Annotated in this window: 12 protein-coding genes; 4 read left to right on the top strand and 8 right to left on the bottom strand. The window is 70.3% G+C overall.

Features of this window, described 5'->3' with window-relative positions:
* Positions 1-40: 40 nt before the first annotated feature.
* Complete coding sequence (locus VFZ09_RS31505) at positions 41-979, bottom strand: DUF2381 family protein (RefSeq protein ID WP_329731412.1); 939 nt, start codon at positions 977-979, stop codon at positions 41-43.
* 23 nt (positions 980-1002) lie between these two features.
* On the bottom strand, positions 1003-2913 hold the full coding sequence (locus VFZ09_RS31510) for a serine/threonine-protein kinase (RefSeq protein WP_329731413.1): 1911 nt from the start codon (positions 2911-2913) through the stop codon (positions 1003-1005).
* A gap of 146 nt (positions 2914-3059) precedes the next feature.
* Between VFZ09_RS31510 and VFZ09_RS31515 the strand changes: the two genes are divergently transcribed.
* Together VFZ09_RS31515 and VFZ09_RS31520 are read left to right on the top strand one after the other, a co-directional pair.
* Positions 3060-3377, top strand: coding sequence for a metalloregulator ArsR/SmtB family transcription factor (locus VFZ09_RS31515; RefSeq protein WP_329731414.1), 318 nt, complete (start codon positions 3060-3062; stop codon positions 3375-3377).
* A complete protein-coding gene (locus VFZ09_RS31520) occupies positions 3364-3555 on the top strand; it encodes a hypothetical protein (RefSeq protein WP_329731415.1) in 192 nt (63 codons plus the stop codon). The genes VFZ09_RS31515 and VFZ09_RS31520 overlap by 14 nt, the downstream gene beginning before the upstream one ends.
* Here the strand turns inward: VFZ09_RS31520 and agmC are convergent.
* The 5 genes from agmC to VFZ09_RS31545 form a co-directional block, all read right to left on the bottom strand.
* The gene (agmC, locus tag VFZ09_RS31525) at positions 3552-5525 is read right to left on the bottom strand and encodes an adventurous gliding motility protein AgmC (RefSeq protein ID WP_329731416.1); all 1974 of its coding nucleotides are present in this window, start codon (positions 5523-5525) and stop codon (positions 3552-3554) included. The genes VFZ09_RS31520 and agmC overlap by 4 nt on opposite strands.
* A gap of 11 nt (positions 5526-5536) precedes the next feature.
* Positions 5537-7366: an OmpA family protein gene (locus VFZ09_RS31530; RefSeq protein ID WP_329731417.1), complete on the bottom strand. Its 1830-nt coding sequence runs from the start codon at positions 7364-7366 to the stop codon at positions 5537-5539.
* Between the two features lie 65 nt (positions 7367-7431).
* Complete coding sequence (locus VFZ09_RS31535; protein ID WP_329731418.1) at positions 7432-8256, bottom strand: DUF481 domain-containing protein; 825 nt, start codon at positions 8254-8256, stop codon at positions 7432-7434.
* Between the two features lie 67 nt (positions 8257-8323).
* Entirely contained in the window at positions 8324-8803 is a 480-nt protein-coding gene (locus tag VFZ09_RS31540) for a hypothetical protein (RefSeq protein ID WP_329731419.1), read from the bottom strand.
* 13 nt (positions 8804-8816) lie between these two features.
* Positions 8817-10259, bottom strand: a complete 1443-nt coding sequence (locus VFZ09_RS31545) for a hypothetical protein (RefSeq protein ID WP_329731420.1) — start codon at positions 10257-10259, stop codon at positions 8817-8819.
* A gap of 199 nt (positions 10260-10458) precedes the next feature.
* On the opposite strand from VFZ09_RS31545, the gene VFZ09_RS31550 reads away from it, so the two are divergent.
* Both VFZ09_RS31550 and VFZ09_RS31555 read left to right on the top strand, forming a co-directional pair.
* Positions 10459-11202, top strand: coding sequence for an ABC transporter ATP-binding protein (locus VFZ09_RS31550; RefSeq protein WP_329731421.1), 744 nt, complete (start codon positions 10459-10461; stop codon positions 11200-11202).
* Complete coding sequence (locus VFZ09_RS31555; protein ID WP_329731422.1) at positions 11199-12683, top strand: glycine betaine ABC transporter substrate-binding protein; 1485 nt, start codon at positions 11199-11201, stop codon at positions 12681-12683. Before VFZ09_RS31550 ends, VFZ09_RS31555 begins: the two co-directional genes overlap by 4 nt.
* Before the next feature lie 247 nt (positions 12684-12930).
* On the opposite strand, the gene VFZ09_RS31560 is transcribed toward VFZ09_RS31555, so the two are convergent.
* Positions 12931-13767: a hypothetical protein gene (locus tag VFZ09_RS31560; RefSeq protein WP_329731423.1), complete on the bottom strand. Its 837-nt coding sequence runs from the start codon at positions 13765-13767 to the stop codon at positions 12931-12933.
* Between the last annotated feature and the right edge of the window lie 16 nt (positions 13768-13783).

The following is a 13783-nucleotide window of genomic DNA, read 5'->3' on the forward strand; positions in this document are numbered from 1 at the left end:
ACAGTGGGACCATGCTGCCCACTTCTGCGGGATTCAGCCATCAGTGGAAGCTCACGCTTCCAATCTCGACGCTCTGGGCTCCACCTTCATCCCAGAGCCGGAGCGTGAGCTTCTCGCGGGCCGCTCGTTCCAGCAGCTCCGTCTCCGCCACGACGAAGCCTCGGCCCAGGGGCGCGAGCGGGTGGGCCTGCCACACGCCGGGCTGCTTCACCTCTTCGCCCTCACGCACCAGGGCGGCCCTCGCTGCCGTCCAGGGGTGCGCCCCTGGGTTCCTCAGCTTCAGCACCACGGCCACCTGGACCAATGGCTCTTCACCGTCCGGGACGGCCGTGGTGTAGCGGTAGGCAAAGACTGCCTCGACGTCGAGGGCGTTGGCCGGATTCTTGGTGATGGACTTCGAGAGATCGTTGAACACGATCTCCTGAGTGCCTATCTCCATCCTGCCCCTGGCGAATAGCCCGGTGAGGGGTCCCTGTCCCTGGTACTCCGCCTGAAGTTGCTTCAGCGTTTGTACGAGCCTTTCGTTCTCCTCCCGCACCTCGCGGAGCTCGCGCTCCCAGGGCTCCTCCGGACGTCCGAAGCGGAAGACATCCACCTCCCGGGCGAGGCGGGCCGGGTGGACCACCAACATGAAGGCGACGCTCGCGGGGGCGGTGTCCCCCTCGAAGAACACCGTCAACCGCGAGGACTTCCCGTTGCGTGGTTTCCTCCTGGGCACGAGCACGAGGGTGCCCTTGTCCATGGCCACCCGCTGGAACCTCTCCGCGTCTTCCATCTCCACCCGGGCAACGCCGGAGTCGAAGACGAAGGTGGTGGAGAGCTCCGCGCTGATGCACACCTCGAGCGGCTCCCGGGCGGACTCCGCCAGTAGCTCGATGGAGCGCGCGGGCTCGTCACACGACTCCGGGTAGGGCCGACGGACCGCGGCCTGTGAGAGTGAGGAGCGCAGCAGGAGCGCGGCGGCGGAGGCGAGAAGCATGGTGGTTTGGAGAGAAGGGCGCGTCAATCGAAGTGGCGGAGTGGATGCGCATCGATGTTGGTGGAGAACGCCTCGAACTCGCCGCGGGTCTTTCCTGGCCTCAGCTCGAGGCCGCGCACGGTCGGTTCCCACAGCTCCGCGCAGATGGGAAAGGTGGTTCCCTGGGGCGTCCAGGCCCGGGTGAGGCGTGCGTAGGCGCGCCCTTCCGCGAAGTACATCTTCCCGGTGAGCACACTGTTCGCGGGCAGCTTGCCCCACCAGTCCGAGAGGAGGACCGAGATATCGCCTTCGCGCACGGGCATCCAGTGTCCGCTTCCATCGGTCAGGCGGATACCAGGTCCTTTGCCATGGAAGGGATTGCTGGCCCTGCTGAAGAGATTGCCGAGCGTCTGGGTCATGGCTTCCATGGAACCAGGCGGGCACTCCTCGGGTCCGGGGGCCTTGGCGATCTGGGCTCCCGCGCAGGCCATCTGCGTGGCGGCCGCGGCTCCAACACACAGGCCGCGCAGGCTCTTGTTGTTGGACGCCCTGGTCTGCTGCGGGTTCTTCGGCGGGGTGGGGCTCTTCTGCTGCTTCGTCTTCACGGGGGCCTCGTCCTCGGAGGACATCGCCTGGACGGCGACGGCCGCGGGGGTTGACTCCGAAAGTAGTGGAGCCGCGGCCGACCCAGTGTCAGAGGACTTGGCGGTTCGCGCCATTTCGTGACCCACGGGTGGAGGGGGCTTCACGTCGGGTCGTGTGGTCAGCCCGTACACGGCCGCCACGGCGAGGCCGAGTCCCAGTACCGCGCCCAGCCGCTTCCATGAGCGCGCCAGGCCACGTCTCGGTTGCCCCCGCGCCGCGGTGTCTCCGGCCCGCCTGCCTCTTCCCTTCGTGAAGTTGCCTCCCTGCGCGAGCCACACGCCGGGCGCGGGCGGTGTCATCAACCGCGTGGGCAGCTCCGGCCGGCGGATGCGTCGCGCGGGGGCCTCGCCCTCCAGTGCCGCCGGTACCTCCTCCCATTCGAAGAGGCTCGCCTCCCATTTTCCTCGCTCGCCGAAGGCCGCCGCCGCCATCAGCGCGTCGTGCACCTCGGCGCCGTCGCGGTAGCGCTCCCTCGGGTCCTTCGCCAGCATGCGCAGCAGCACGTCGCTCAGCGCCCTCGGCATCCGGCGGTTGATGGCCCGGGGCACGGGGACCCCCTGCGTGGCGATCGCCAGCACCAGCAGGTCTCCCAGCACCTCGGGCTTGAAGGGGTAGTGCCCCGTCGCCGCGCGGTACAGGCTCACCCCCAGCGCGTACAGGTCATCCGCGGGCCCCACCTCGTATAGCTCGCCCGAGTGCTTGCCGCGCTCCAGCCAGAAGCACATGGCCTCGGGGCTGCGCAGGTGCGTCGTGCCCGGTGGTAACGGCGCGGGCGTGAGTGGCGCGGCACCCTCGTAGGAGCCGATGCCGAAGTCCACCAGCACCGGCGCTCCGTCCGGCTCGCGGATGAGGATGTTCTCGGGCTTCACGTCCCGGTGCACCACGCCCCGCGTGTGCAACTCTCCCAGCGTCAGGGCCATCTTCGCCCCCACCCGGGCGAACTCGAGGAAGGACGTGTTGCGCGTCTCGGCCCACACGTCCAGCGGCAGGCCCGGCACCAGGTCCATGACGTAGTAGCTGTGGCCCTCGACCGGGTCCGGCCAGTGCCCGCAGCCGTGGAAGCGCACCACATGGGGGTGGACCGCCTTGTCCATCAGCAGCACCACCTCGCGCCCGGCGCGCGCGTCCCCCCGGCGCAGCGCCAGCTTGAGCGCCAGCGGCATGACGCCGGGATGATGGATGTCCTCCACCCGGTAGACGGCGCCGTAGCCGCCCACTCCCAGCCGCTCCACCACGCGCCAGTGGCCCACCACCGTGCCAGGTGGAAGTGCCTCGGGGTGGAGCGTTCGGGGCAGCGCGGGTTGTTGCATGGCCCGCCATCCTCCCGGGAAGGGGGTGACCTGGCAAGTCAGAAGCGCTCGCGGCCGGGAATGACCTCGCAAGTCATGGGACGGCTCCAAGCTCCGTCCCCTTGACATGCAACCCGTAGGTTGCATGATTCCAGGGATAGATGGACATGGACATCGTGTTCAAGGCGCTCGCGGATCCGAGCCGCCGGCAGCTCCTGGACCTGCTGTACCAGGAGAACGGGCGGACGCTCGGCGAGCTTTGCGAGCACCTGGACATGTCGCGTCAGGCGGTCACCAAGCACCTGGCCGTGCTCGAGGAGGCCCACCTCGTCGCCGTCGTGTGGCGGGGCCGAGAGAAGCTGCACTACCTCAATCCCGTGCCGCTGCAGGACATCTACGAGCGGTGGATCGGGAAGTTCGAGCGTCAGCGCCTGCACGCGCTGCACGCGCTCAAGACAAGGCTGGAAGAAGATGACGAGTCCTAAGCCGCAGTTCGTCTACGTCAGCACCGTGCGCCTCACGGTGATGCACGACGAACTCGTCGAGGGCGGCGCGATGATGAAGGGCATCTCGCAGGGCTGGCCGCCCATCCTCTCGAGCCTCAAGTCGCTGCTCGAGACCGGCCAGCCCCTGGCGATGACCACGAAGCGCTGGGGCGGCTAACCCCGGCGCCGGCGGCGGGTCAGGGCGCTCAACGTGCCCAGGCCCAACAGCAGCAGTGAGGCGTCCCCTCCCGTGGCCGAGCAGCCACTGCCCAGCAGGGCGAGGTCCGCGCCGGTGACGCGGAAGCTCCGCGTGGCCGGGGATTCGTCCACGTTGCCCGCCGCATCCCGGGCCCGCACCTGCAGGGTGTACGCCCCCTCGGCCAGCGCGTTGAGGATGAACGGCGACGGGCACGCGGTGAAGCCCGCATCGTTCACGTTGCACTCGTAGGTGACGTCCGGCTCCGTCGCGCTGAACTCGAACGTCGCGGTGTTCTGCCGGGTGAAGCCTGTCGGGCCAGAGACGATGGTGGTGTCCGGAGGCGTGGTGTCCACCGTGAAGGTGTTGATCTCGCTCCGGACGCTGCGCACCGCCAGCACCTCCGACACGGCCTGCACCGTATGCGGGCCATCGGACAGGTCCGTGGTGGGGGTGAAGGTGTAGTTGCCGCTGGCGTCGGACGTCACCCTGCCGGCCTCAATGCCATCGATGTAGAGGATCACCTCGACACCCGCGGGCAGCGCTTCGCCGGTGATGGGGGGACGGCGGTTGCTGGTGACCGCGCCGTTGCGCGGCGTGAGGATCGTGGGCCGAGCGGGCACGACGAAGCCGCCCGGCAGCACGGTGGGAGGGACATCCTTACCCGGTTGGGCTCCGTAGGCGGGCTCCGAGGTCTCCAGCTGGACTCCGGCCGTCGCGCCATTGGCGCTGATGGGGCAGGTGCCTCCCTCGGCCTGGAACAGCACCCGCCCACCGCCACCTCCACCTCCAGGCCCCACCCGGAGGGTGTTGACGTTGCCGCCGATGCCGCCCGTGGCGAGGAGTGCCCCGCAGTCGGCTGTCCTGATGACGCGCAGGTAGATGGAGCCACCCGCGCCACCGCCACTGCCTCCATCCAGGTTCGAGGCGCTGGCCGAGCCGCCCGAGGCGCTGAGGGTGCCCGAGGAGCCCGTGAGCTGCCCGGCCCGGATGAAGATGGCGCCACCTCCACGCCCTCCCGGTACGCCCGTGCCGTTGGTGCCATGACCGGCTCCTCCGCCACCGCCGAACGCCCATTGGGTCAAGGGCTCGTAGGTGAGTGCCGCGCCTCCCAGCCCGCCCACGTCCCGTCCTCCGTCGCTCGAGCGTCCTCCCTGGCCACCCACCCCGCCATGGCCACCGCCGCCTCCTCCCGACTTGACGCAGACTCCACCGCCCGCGCCATTGGCCACGTTGCCACGCCCGGTCTGGGTGGTTCCGTAACGCGTATTGACGATGCCCTCGCCTTTCTGAGCGCCCGAGGGGGCCGGCTGATCCAGTGCCGTGGTTCCCGCGCAGCCCGAGGCCCCCGTGGCATCATTCACGTACTGGCCTCCACGAAATCCAAGGGCGCTAGCGGTGATGACTCCATTGTTGTTCACCGTGGCATTGGCCAGGAACGCGACGATGCCTCCCGTGCTTCCGTCCCAGGCCGGGGCGGTGATGATGCCCGTCGAGGCGATGGTGACGTTGGTGTACTCGGGCACCCGGATGACCTGCGTCACGTTCGCCGCGTACTGCCGGACGAGCGGGGCCGTGAGCTCCAGCGTCGCCGTCGTCGTTCCCTCGGCCAGCCGCGCGAACTCCCAGCGCGCCACCCCCTCCGAAGCGGTGGTGATGTCGACCGGCTCCGGGGTCGCTGCCTTCACGAGGCTCGTCGTCTGGTGCACCAGCACCAGGTCACCGGCGGTGAAGCAGGTGACGTTTCCAGTACACGTTCCGATGGGGATGGAGGTGCTGCCCGCCGCGAGCGCCGCCGTCACGGGGGCGTAGCTATTGATGACGGTGTTGGGCGCATCCACCGAGAGCGCCAGATTGCGCCCCGTGCCCACGCCCACCGTGTCGGCCTCGGCCAGCGCCGCACTCGAGCCGAGGGCCAGCACGCACACCGCGGCCGCGAGCCACGTCTTCATGAATGGAGTCTTCATTCGTTTCCGGGGGTGACGAGGGTGAACGCCACGCGGCGGTTGGCCGCGCGGCCCTTGGCGGTCTTGTTGGGCAGCAGGGGCCGATCCGGCCCGTAACCCTTCGTGTCCAGGCGCGAGGCCTCCACGCCCTTCTTCACGAGGTAGTCCTTCACCGACTCGGCCCGCGCCAGCGACAGCCGACGGTTGGCGTCCGGGTCGCCGACGTTATCGGAGTGGCCCTCGATGACGATCTTCTCGATCTCCGGGTGCTGCTGGATGACCCAGGCCACCTGGTCCAGCATCCGGAAGGAGCGCTTCTGGATGGTGGCCTTGCCGGTGGTGAAGAACACCGCCTGTTTGATCTCCAGGCTGCCCTTCTGGATGGCCACGAGCTGCTCGTCCTTGGCCGGGCAGCCCTGGTTGGAGGCCTCGCCCTTCTGCTTGGGGCAGTTGTCCAGGTGGTCCGCCACGCTGTCGCCGTCCGTGTCCCTCGAGGGGCAGCCGCGAAGCTCCACCAGTCCCGCCTCGGTGGGGCAGGTGTCCCGGTCATCCACCACGCCGTCCCCGTCCGTGTCCTTCACCGGGCAGCCTTGACGCGCGGCCGGGCCCGCCTCGCGGGGGCACTTGTCCATGGCGTCCAGCACACCGTCTCCGTCCCGGTCCTTCGTCGGGCAGCCCCCGTTGTCGGCCGAGCCCGCCTCCTGCGGGCACTTGTCCGCCGAGTCCGGAATGCCATCGCCGTCCGAATCCTTGCCCTTCACCACGTCCGCGCAGCCCTGGTTCTCGGCGGGGCCCGCCTCGCGGGGGCACCGGTCCGCCGAGTCCACGATGCCGTCCCCATCCGTGTCCTTCACCGGGCAGCCCTGGCTCGCGGCCGGGCCCGCCTCGTTGGGGCACTTGTCCTGGTCATTGCTCACGCCATCGCCGTCGTCATCCCGCGCGGTGAGGGGCTCATCGGTCTCGGTGCCTCCCAGCGCCACGCCGAGCAGCACGCGGAAGGAGGGCGTGCCCGGCGTGTCTCCGAAGCCGGGACCTCCCAGTGCGTAGAGCTCGCCCAGGCTCCCCAGCGGCATCCGCAGGCCGGCGAGCAGCTCCAGCGAGCCCGGCTGCCGGGTGAGCGGCACGGTGCCTCGCACGTTGAGCTCGCCGCGCAGCCCGCTGCCCGTGGTGGCCAGCACCGCGCCCAGGCGCACCTCGTTGCCCACCTCGTCCTGGACGTTCTCGTCCGCGATGAGCGCGGAGGTGGGCCGCACCAGCACGCCCGCCTCCACACCGGCGCGCAGCAGGCCGAAGCGCCGGCCCACCATCACCTTGGGAGAGAATCGGAAGGTGGTGTCGCGCGCGAGCGCCTCGGCGCTGCCCACCGGAAGGCCCACGCCCAGCTCGACGGCCAGGTCCACCGGGTTCTCCCGCCGCTGCGAGAGCAGCCCCACCCTCACGTGCGCCGAGGGCGTGGACAGGCCCGTCGTCGCTGGCGCCCCGAGGCCCCGGGCGCTGAGGTCATCCCCGCTCTGCCACACCACCATGGGCAGCTGGGCGCCGAGCTCCAGCCACCTCAGGGGCGCCCACGCCACCAGCAGGTGCGCCGTGGCCCGGTGCCCCACCAGCGCGCCCACCGGGCTGCCGTCCGCGTACAACACCAGTGGATCCTTCTCGTAATGCCCCAGCAGCGAGAGGCGGAAGCCGCCCGCGGGCAGCAGCTCGCCGGTGCCCATGACCAGCGAGCCCCGGGCATTGGGGTTCAACTCCAGACGCTCCAGCTCGAACCCCGGCACGCCCGCGGGCTGCGCGAGCGCGGCCGAGGCGAGCAACAAGGTTGCGACGGCGGATAGACGCACGTGGCTCATGCTCCCTCCGTATCAACTTGTAGCCCGCTGGCAATGAATCGTCGCCCGTCGTGCCTCCGGGCCGCTCAGAACTTCACGCCGATGGAGGAGCGCAGTTGCGTGTCGAACCGCGACACTGTAGCCGGCGGGTCCGCGTCGTACGTGAGGACGAAGCCCATGCTGAAGGTGAAGCGTTCGTTGGGATGCACCGTCAACAGCGTCTCGTTGAGCACCCGCACGTCCCTCCACTGTGTCAGCCGCGGCTGCACGTACAGCGTCTCCACCAGGCTCATGTTCTTCATCAACTCCACCCGGCCCATCACGTAGCTGCTCAGCCGCGGGTCCAACCGCTCCTGCCCCGCGTCCGGCTCGCCGTCGTTGCGCAGCTGCTCGTACTCCAGCATCACCGCCGCGCCGAGCACGAGCGAGCCCGCCTCCGTGCTCCACAGCGTGAAGCGGGGCCCCGCGCCCGCCAGGCCGCGCAGCCGCAGCCGCCGGAAGGCATCCAGCTCGTGCTGCAGGAACGTCTCTCCCGCCAGCCACGGCGTGAAGCGGTAGCGGTAGCGCGCGTGCTCCAGGAAGCGGCTGACGATGAGCGTGTCCTGGGCATAGCCGTACTCGCCCCGCACCACGCCCAGCAGCGTGTGCTTCTCCGTGCGCCACTGGCCCAGCACCGTGCCGCGTGCCACCAGCAGCTCCGTGCTGCCCGTGCGCCAGTCCAGCGACAGCTCCGCCGCCCCCGACACTCCCAGGGGTGATGTCGCCTCGTCGAAGAGCGCCTGCACGTTGACGATCTGCGCCGCCGCCTCCACCGACGTCAGCAGCACCAGCACGAGCAGCCATGGAGCCACCCGCCTGAGCTGCCCGCGGGTGGAGTCGAATCCAATGTTCTGGGGAGGCGACGCCATCATTCGTCCGGGAGTCAATCAAAAGACCCCGGGGAGGTGGAGGGGCCTGTCAGCGTCCAGGTGCCCCGTGCTACGGCGACAGCAGGGCCTCGAGCCCGGGTGTCCGCCGCGAGAGCGTGGCGAGCTGGGCCTGGGACAGCCGGAGTCCCCGCAGCTCCTGCTTCAGGTCTCCCCGGAGCAGCTCTGGGTAGCTCGCCTCCGGCCCGGACACGTCCTCTCCCTCCGCCCGCGCGCTCGCGAGGGCCGCGCGCAGGTGGAAGGCCATCAGGAAGCGGGCGAGCTTCTCCACCCGCTCCTGTTCGAGGCCGAGCTCGCCTCCCAGCCGCTGCGCGACCTGGAGTGCCATCTTCTCGTCGACCCGGATGCTTCGCCGGGTGGACGTGACGGAGACGGGCCGGACCCTCTCCACCCGGGGCCCGGGCGCTCCGGGAGCACCCGCCTCCAGCGAGGCCAGGCGTGTCTCCAGACGGTACACGTGGACTCCGAGCAGTCCTCCCACGGCGAGGAGCGCGACGGAAGCCAGCATCCAGACCGGGCGGCGTGGGTTCATCGTGTCCTCCGGCTCAGTTGCCCGCCATGAAGTCGATCTGGAGGAACTGCCCCCAGTCGTTGCCGAAGGCGCCCGGATCCGTCCGCGTCACCACGAGCTCGAACCCCGTCTCCGACACGTTGCGGGTGGTGATGCTGAAGGTGTCCGCGCAGTTCCCGCACTCGCTCCGGGGCGTGACCTGGAGCGCTGGCACCGAGGAGAACGCCGCGGGGAAGGAGAGCGAGTACGTGTAGTTGCACTGGACGATCGGATAGCCGCCGCAGCTGCGGGGCGGATTCAGCACGAGCGTGCCCATCTGCACCTGGTTGAGCGGAGTGCCGCCGCCCACCTGGAGGGAGCCGACGCTCGCCCTTCCCGCAATCCACAGCCGGGCATCCTGCGGCGAGCCATCCTGGTTCTGGATGTAGTGGCCGCTGCCGGAGGGGACATCCCCACCGGACAGGGGGCTGCTGATCCACCCGGTGCCGGTGCTGCGCAGCACATTGCCCTCCGCGCCCGGCGAGGAGAGGCCCGTACCGCCGTTGCCGGGCAGCAGGACGCCGCTCACGTCGCCCTCCAGGGACACCGGGCCCCACGCGGGCGTCTCACCCCCGTGCAGCACCTGCGCGGGGGCGCCCGGGGTCAGCGCGCTCCAGCGGGAGCCATCCGAATAGAGGAGCTGTCCCGCCGCGCCCGGCACGGGCGGCAGCCGCGCATCCGAGCCCTCCGTGACGGTGCCCGGGCCCGTGCCGAACACCACCGAGAAGGTGGCCGCGGCCTGGCCATCGTAGCTGCCGCCCTGAAGTCCGGCTCCCGCCTTCAGGGACGAGGGCGTGGTGGGCACCCACTGGCGCCCATCGAAGCGCCATTGCTGCCCGGTGCTCGGCGTGGCGTTGGACACGGGCGTCTTCTGGATGGCCACGACGCGCGTGGACTCCTGCTGGCCGGTCACATCCCCGCGCAGCTCGCCCCGGAAGCGCAGGGCCTCCTCGGCGTGCCTGGCCCAGGCCGCGCTGGCCACCGGGATGAACCGCTGGTCCGTCAGCCGCACGTAGTCCCTGCCGGCGCGCAGGTAGAGCACGACGCGCAGGTCCGGCGTCGTCAGGACATTGTGGGGCCCCGGGTCGAGGTAGCGCTGCGCGAAGTCCGCCGAGGCGTCGCTCCCCTCGCGGTTGCCATCCGCGTAGATGAGCACCTCGCTGCCATTCTTCAGGGCGTAGAAGCGGCCGAACTCGGAGAACAGGAGCGAGCCCGAGGCCTCCTCTCCGAGCGTGCCACCGCTGCGCCAGTCCAGCCGGCCCTCGAACCAGCCATCGAGGGCCTTGCAGAGGCGCTCCTGCTCGTCACGCTTGTTCCCCGCGTCCTTCGCCGAGCACTGGATGCGGATGCTGACCGCGCTCGGGCTGGACTCCGCGCGCGCGGCGAGGGGGAGGGCCATCAACGCACATGTCGTGAGAAGGGGCAGTTTCGAGGGCATGCACTCTCCATCGAGGTGGGGCAACCGGTCCGCGGGTGCGGACCGGCGCGAAGGTGGAGAGCGCGTCCAGGCCGGGCAAGGGAACCGCCGCGGACGTGACAGGCCGGGTTTACAGAACAGGACCGTTGCTTGTCCCGAGGTGTCGCCTGGCGGGGTATGACTCCGGGACCGCCCGTGCACGGGCGGAGGAGGGCGCTGCGTGTTCGAGCTCGAACAGGTGTCCAGGCGTTTCGGCGGCACGCAGGCGCTGCACCCATTGGACCTGAATGTGCCCGAGGGTCGCACCACCGTCCTGCTCGGCCCGAGCGGCTGTGGCAAGTCCACGCTGCTGCGCTTGATGAACGGGCTGCTGCGGCCCGACACCGGCCGCGTCCTCTTCCGGGGGCAGCCCCTGCGCGAGGAGGACCTGCTCACCGTCCGCCAGCGGATGGGCTACGCGCTCCAGGGAGGTGGGCTCTTCCCGCACCTCACCGCCGAGGGCAATGCCACCCTCATGGCCCGCTACCTGAAGTGGCCCGCGGAACGGGTGAAGGCCCGCCTGCGCGAGCTCGTCGAGCTCACCCGTTTTCCGCCGGACGCGCTCGGCCGCTACCCCGGCCAGCTCTCCGGAGGACAGCGCCAGCGCGTCAGCCTCATGCGGGCCCTGATGCTCGACCCGGACGTGCTCCTGCTCGACGAGCCGCTCGGCGCGTTGGATCCGATGATCCGCTACGAGCTGCAGGGAGACCTGCGGGACATCTTCGCCCGGCTCGGCAAGACGGTGGTGCTCGTCACCCATGACCTGGGCGAGGGGGCGTTCCTGGGCGACCGGGTGGTGCTGATGCGCGAGGGACGCATCGTCCAGCAGGGCCCGCTCGCCGAGCTGGAGCGCGCTCCCGCGGACCCCTTCGTCACCCGCTTCTTCCAGGCGCAGCGGCTGCCTGTCTCGGGAGGACAGCCATGAGGGCTCTCGCCGTGGGTGTCTGGCTCGTGCTCGCCGCGTGCGCCGGTGCGCCATCGGAGGGCACCTCCGTGCGCGTGGGCTCCAAGAAGTTCACCGAGTCCGTCATCCTCGGGGACATGGTGACGCAACTGGCGCGGAGCACCGGCGCGCGGGCCGAGCACCGGCGCGAGCTCGGTGGCACCCAGGTGCTCTGGCAGGCGCTGCGGCGCGGGGAGATCGACGTCTACCCGGAGTACACCGGCACCCTGCGCCAGGAGATCTTCGCCGGCCGCGCGCTGCCGGATGACGCGGCCCTGCGCGAGGCGCTCGCCGCCGAGGGCCTGCGGATGAGCGCGCCCCTGGGTTTCAACGACACCTATGCGCTGGGCATGAAGGAGGCCGAGGCCGAGCGGCTGGGCATCCGGACGCTCTCGGACCTGCGCGAGCACCCGGAGCTGCGCTTCGGCTTCAGCAACGAGTTCATGGACCGCGGTGACGGCTGGCCCGCGCTGCGTGCCCGGTACGCGCTGCCGCAGCGGGACGTGCGGGGGCTCGATCATGACCTGGCCTACCGGGGCCTGGAGAGTGGGGCCATCCAGGTGACGGACCTGTACTCCACGGATGCGGAGATCGCGTACTACGGCCTGCGCGTCCTGGAGGACGATCTGCGCCACTTCCCCGTGTACGACGCGGTGCTGCTCTACCGGGAGGACCTGGCCGGGCGTGCTCCACAGGTGGTGGCGGCGCTCGGGCGGCTGGAGGGACGCATCTCGGAGCCGGAGATGGTGGAGCTCAACGCGCGGGCGAAGCTCCAGCGGGTGCCCGAGCCCCAGGTGGCCGCCGCGTTCCTGGAGCGTGAGCTGGGGCTCGCGGTGACGGTGCGCGGCGACAGCCTGGGGGCGAGCCTGTGGCGCCACACGCGCGAGCACCTGTTCCTCGTGGGCCTGTCCCTGCTGGCGGCGATCGCCGTGGCGGTGCCGCTGGGCGTGCTGGTGGCGCGCAGGCCGAGGCTGGGGCAGGGGGTGCTCGCGCTGGCGGGTATCATCCAGACGGTGCCCTCGCTGGCGCTGCTGGTGTTCATGATTCCGCTGCTGGGCATTGGGGCGCGGCCGGCCATCGTGGCGCTGTTCCTCTACAGCCTGCTGCCCATCCTGCGGAACACCGCGGCCGGGCTCACCGGGATTGCCCCCGAGGTGCGCGAGTCCGCCGAGGCGCTCGGCCTGCCACCGGGGGCGCGTCTGCGGCTGGTGGAGCTGCCCATGGCCGCGCCGTCGATCCTCGCGGGCATCCAGACGTCCGCCGTCATCAACGTGGGCACCGCCACGCTGGGGGCTCTCATCGGCGCCGGAGGCTATGGCCAGCCCATCCTCACCGGCATCCGGCTGGATGACACCTCGCTCATCCTCCAGGGGGCGGTGCCCGCCGCCGTGCTCGCACTGCTCGTCAGCGGCCTGTTCGAGCTCATCGAGAGGCTCGTGGTGCCCCGGGGGCTGCGGCTCTAATTCCCCTTCTGCTATGTCCGCGAAGGTGTGCCCCTGAGAAAAAGGGCCGACAACGCGGCCATTTCCCCTCGCCCTCCGGGAGAGGGACGGGGTGAGGGTGCCACGCCTCCAGGGTTGAACCCCCTGTCTCCATTTGAGGTCCACGGGTTCAAGAAGGGGGACAGATACCCTCACCCCGACCCTCTCCCGAGGGGAGAGGGGATATTGGTCACTGAAAGGGATTGGGGGCGCCCGGGAGGTGGCCGGTTCAGACAGCGCGCCGGGCCCGCTGCCGCCGGGCCGCCATCACCGCCAGCACCAGCACGAGCAGGGGCACGCCCAGCACCACCGGCCACAGCCAGAGCGGAGGCGCAGCCTGCACCACCGCGCGCAGCTCCGTGCCCCGGACGGTCTCGTCCACCAGGTCCACCAGGCTGTACTTCCACTCCACCGTGTCCTTCTTCTCGTTGAGCGTGCCGTTCGTCTCCGGGATCGTCTGCCCGTGCACGCGGATGACGAAGAAGTGGCTGCCCATCAGCGCCCGGGCCATCTGCGTTCCGAAGTCCTTGGCCATCCGCTCCGCCGGATCCTTCGTGCCGTCCGGGGCGCCGGGCTCGTTCTTCGGCTCGCCGAAGCGCTGGACGAAGACGTACTCGCCGAACCCGCGGCGCTCGATCTGGAAGCCCATGTCCGCCTTGCTCTTGCCCTGCTTCGCCTGCCTCGCCGCGGTGCTCCGCTCCATCGCCCGTTTCTGCAACTCGCCCAGCCGGGTGGCGTCCCTCACTGTCAGGTCGTACACGAGGTGCTGCTGCCCGTTCTCCTCGTACTCCCGGAACTCGAACTTCGTCACGTCCGGGTCGTTCTTCAACTCGGCCTCGGTGGCCTTGGCGTCCGCGCGCATCTCCTCGAGCGGGTCCTTCCCCTGCGTCCGCGCGAGGTCCAGGAACGACCTCGGCAGGCCCACGTCCAACACCACGCGCCCCGAGCCATCGGGGAGGATCCAGATCTCCTGCAGCAGATCGAAGCAGCCGGTGAGCGTGAGCAGCACCAGCGGGGCGAGCAGCCACCGCAGGCGCGGCGGAGGACGGATGGACGGGGAGGTCATGGCACCCATGGCCTCC

Origin of the sequence: Archangium sp. (assembly GCF_036277355.1) — a bacterium.
GTDB lineage: Bacteria > Myxococcota > Myxococcia > Myxococcales > Myxococcaceae > Archangium.

Coding starts and splice junctions, on each gene's coding strand:
- VFZ09_RS31555 (WP_329731422.1), top strand. CDS start 11,199: ATGAGGGCTCTCGCCGTGGGTGTCTGGCTCGTGCTCGCCGCGTGCGCC.
- VFZ09_RS31545 (WP_329731420.1), bottom strand. CDS start 10,259: ATGCCCTCGAAACTGCCCCTTCTCACGACATGTGCGTTGATGGCCCTC.
- VFZ09_RS31510 (WP_329731413.1), bottom strand. CDS start 2,913: ATGCAACAACCCGCGCTGCCCCGAACGCTCCACCCCGAGGCACTTCCA.
- VFZ09_RS31530 (WP_329731417.1), bottom strand. CDS start 7,366: ATGAGCCACGTGCGTCTATCCGCCGTCGCAACCTTGTTGCTCGCCTCG.
- VFZ09_RS31520 (WP_329731415.1), top strand. CDS start 3,364: ATGACGAGTCCTAAGCCGCAGTTCGTCTACGTCAGCACCGTGCGCCTC.
- VFZ09_RS31515 (WP_329731414.1), top strand. CDS start 3,060: ATGGACATCGTGTTCAAGGCGCTCGCGGATCCGAGCCGCCGGCAGCTC.
- VFZ09_RS31540 (WP_329731419.1), bottom strand. CDS start 8,803: ATGAACCCACGCCGCCCGGTCTGGATGCTGGCTTCCGTCGCGCTCCTC.
- VFZ09_RS31505 (WP_329731412.1), bottom strand. CDS start 979: ATGCTTCTCGCCTCCGCCGCCGCGCTCCTGCTGCGCTCCTCACTCTCA.
- VFZ09_RS31535 (WP_329731418.1), bottom strand. CDS start 8,256: ATGATGGCGTCGCCTCCCCAGAACATTGGATTCGACTCCACCCGCGGG.
- agmC (WP_329731416.1), bottom strand. CDS start 5,525: ATGAAGACGTGGCTCGCGGCCGCGGTGTGCGTGCTGGCCCTCGGCTCG.
- VFZ09_RS31560 (WP_329731423.1), bottom strand. CDS start 13,767: ATGACCTCCCCGTCCATCCGTCCTCCGCCGCGCCTGCGGTGGCTGCTC.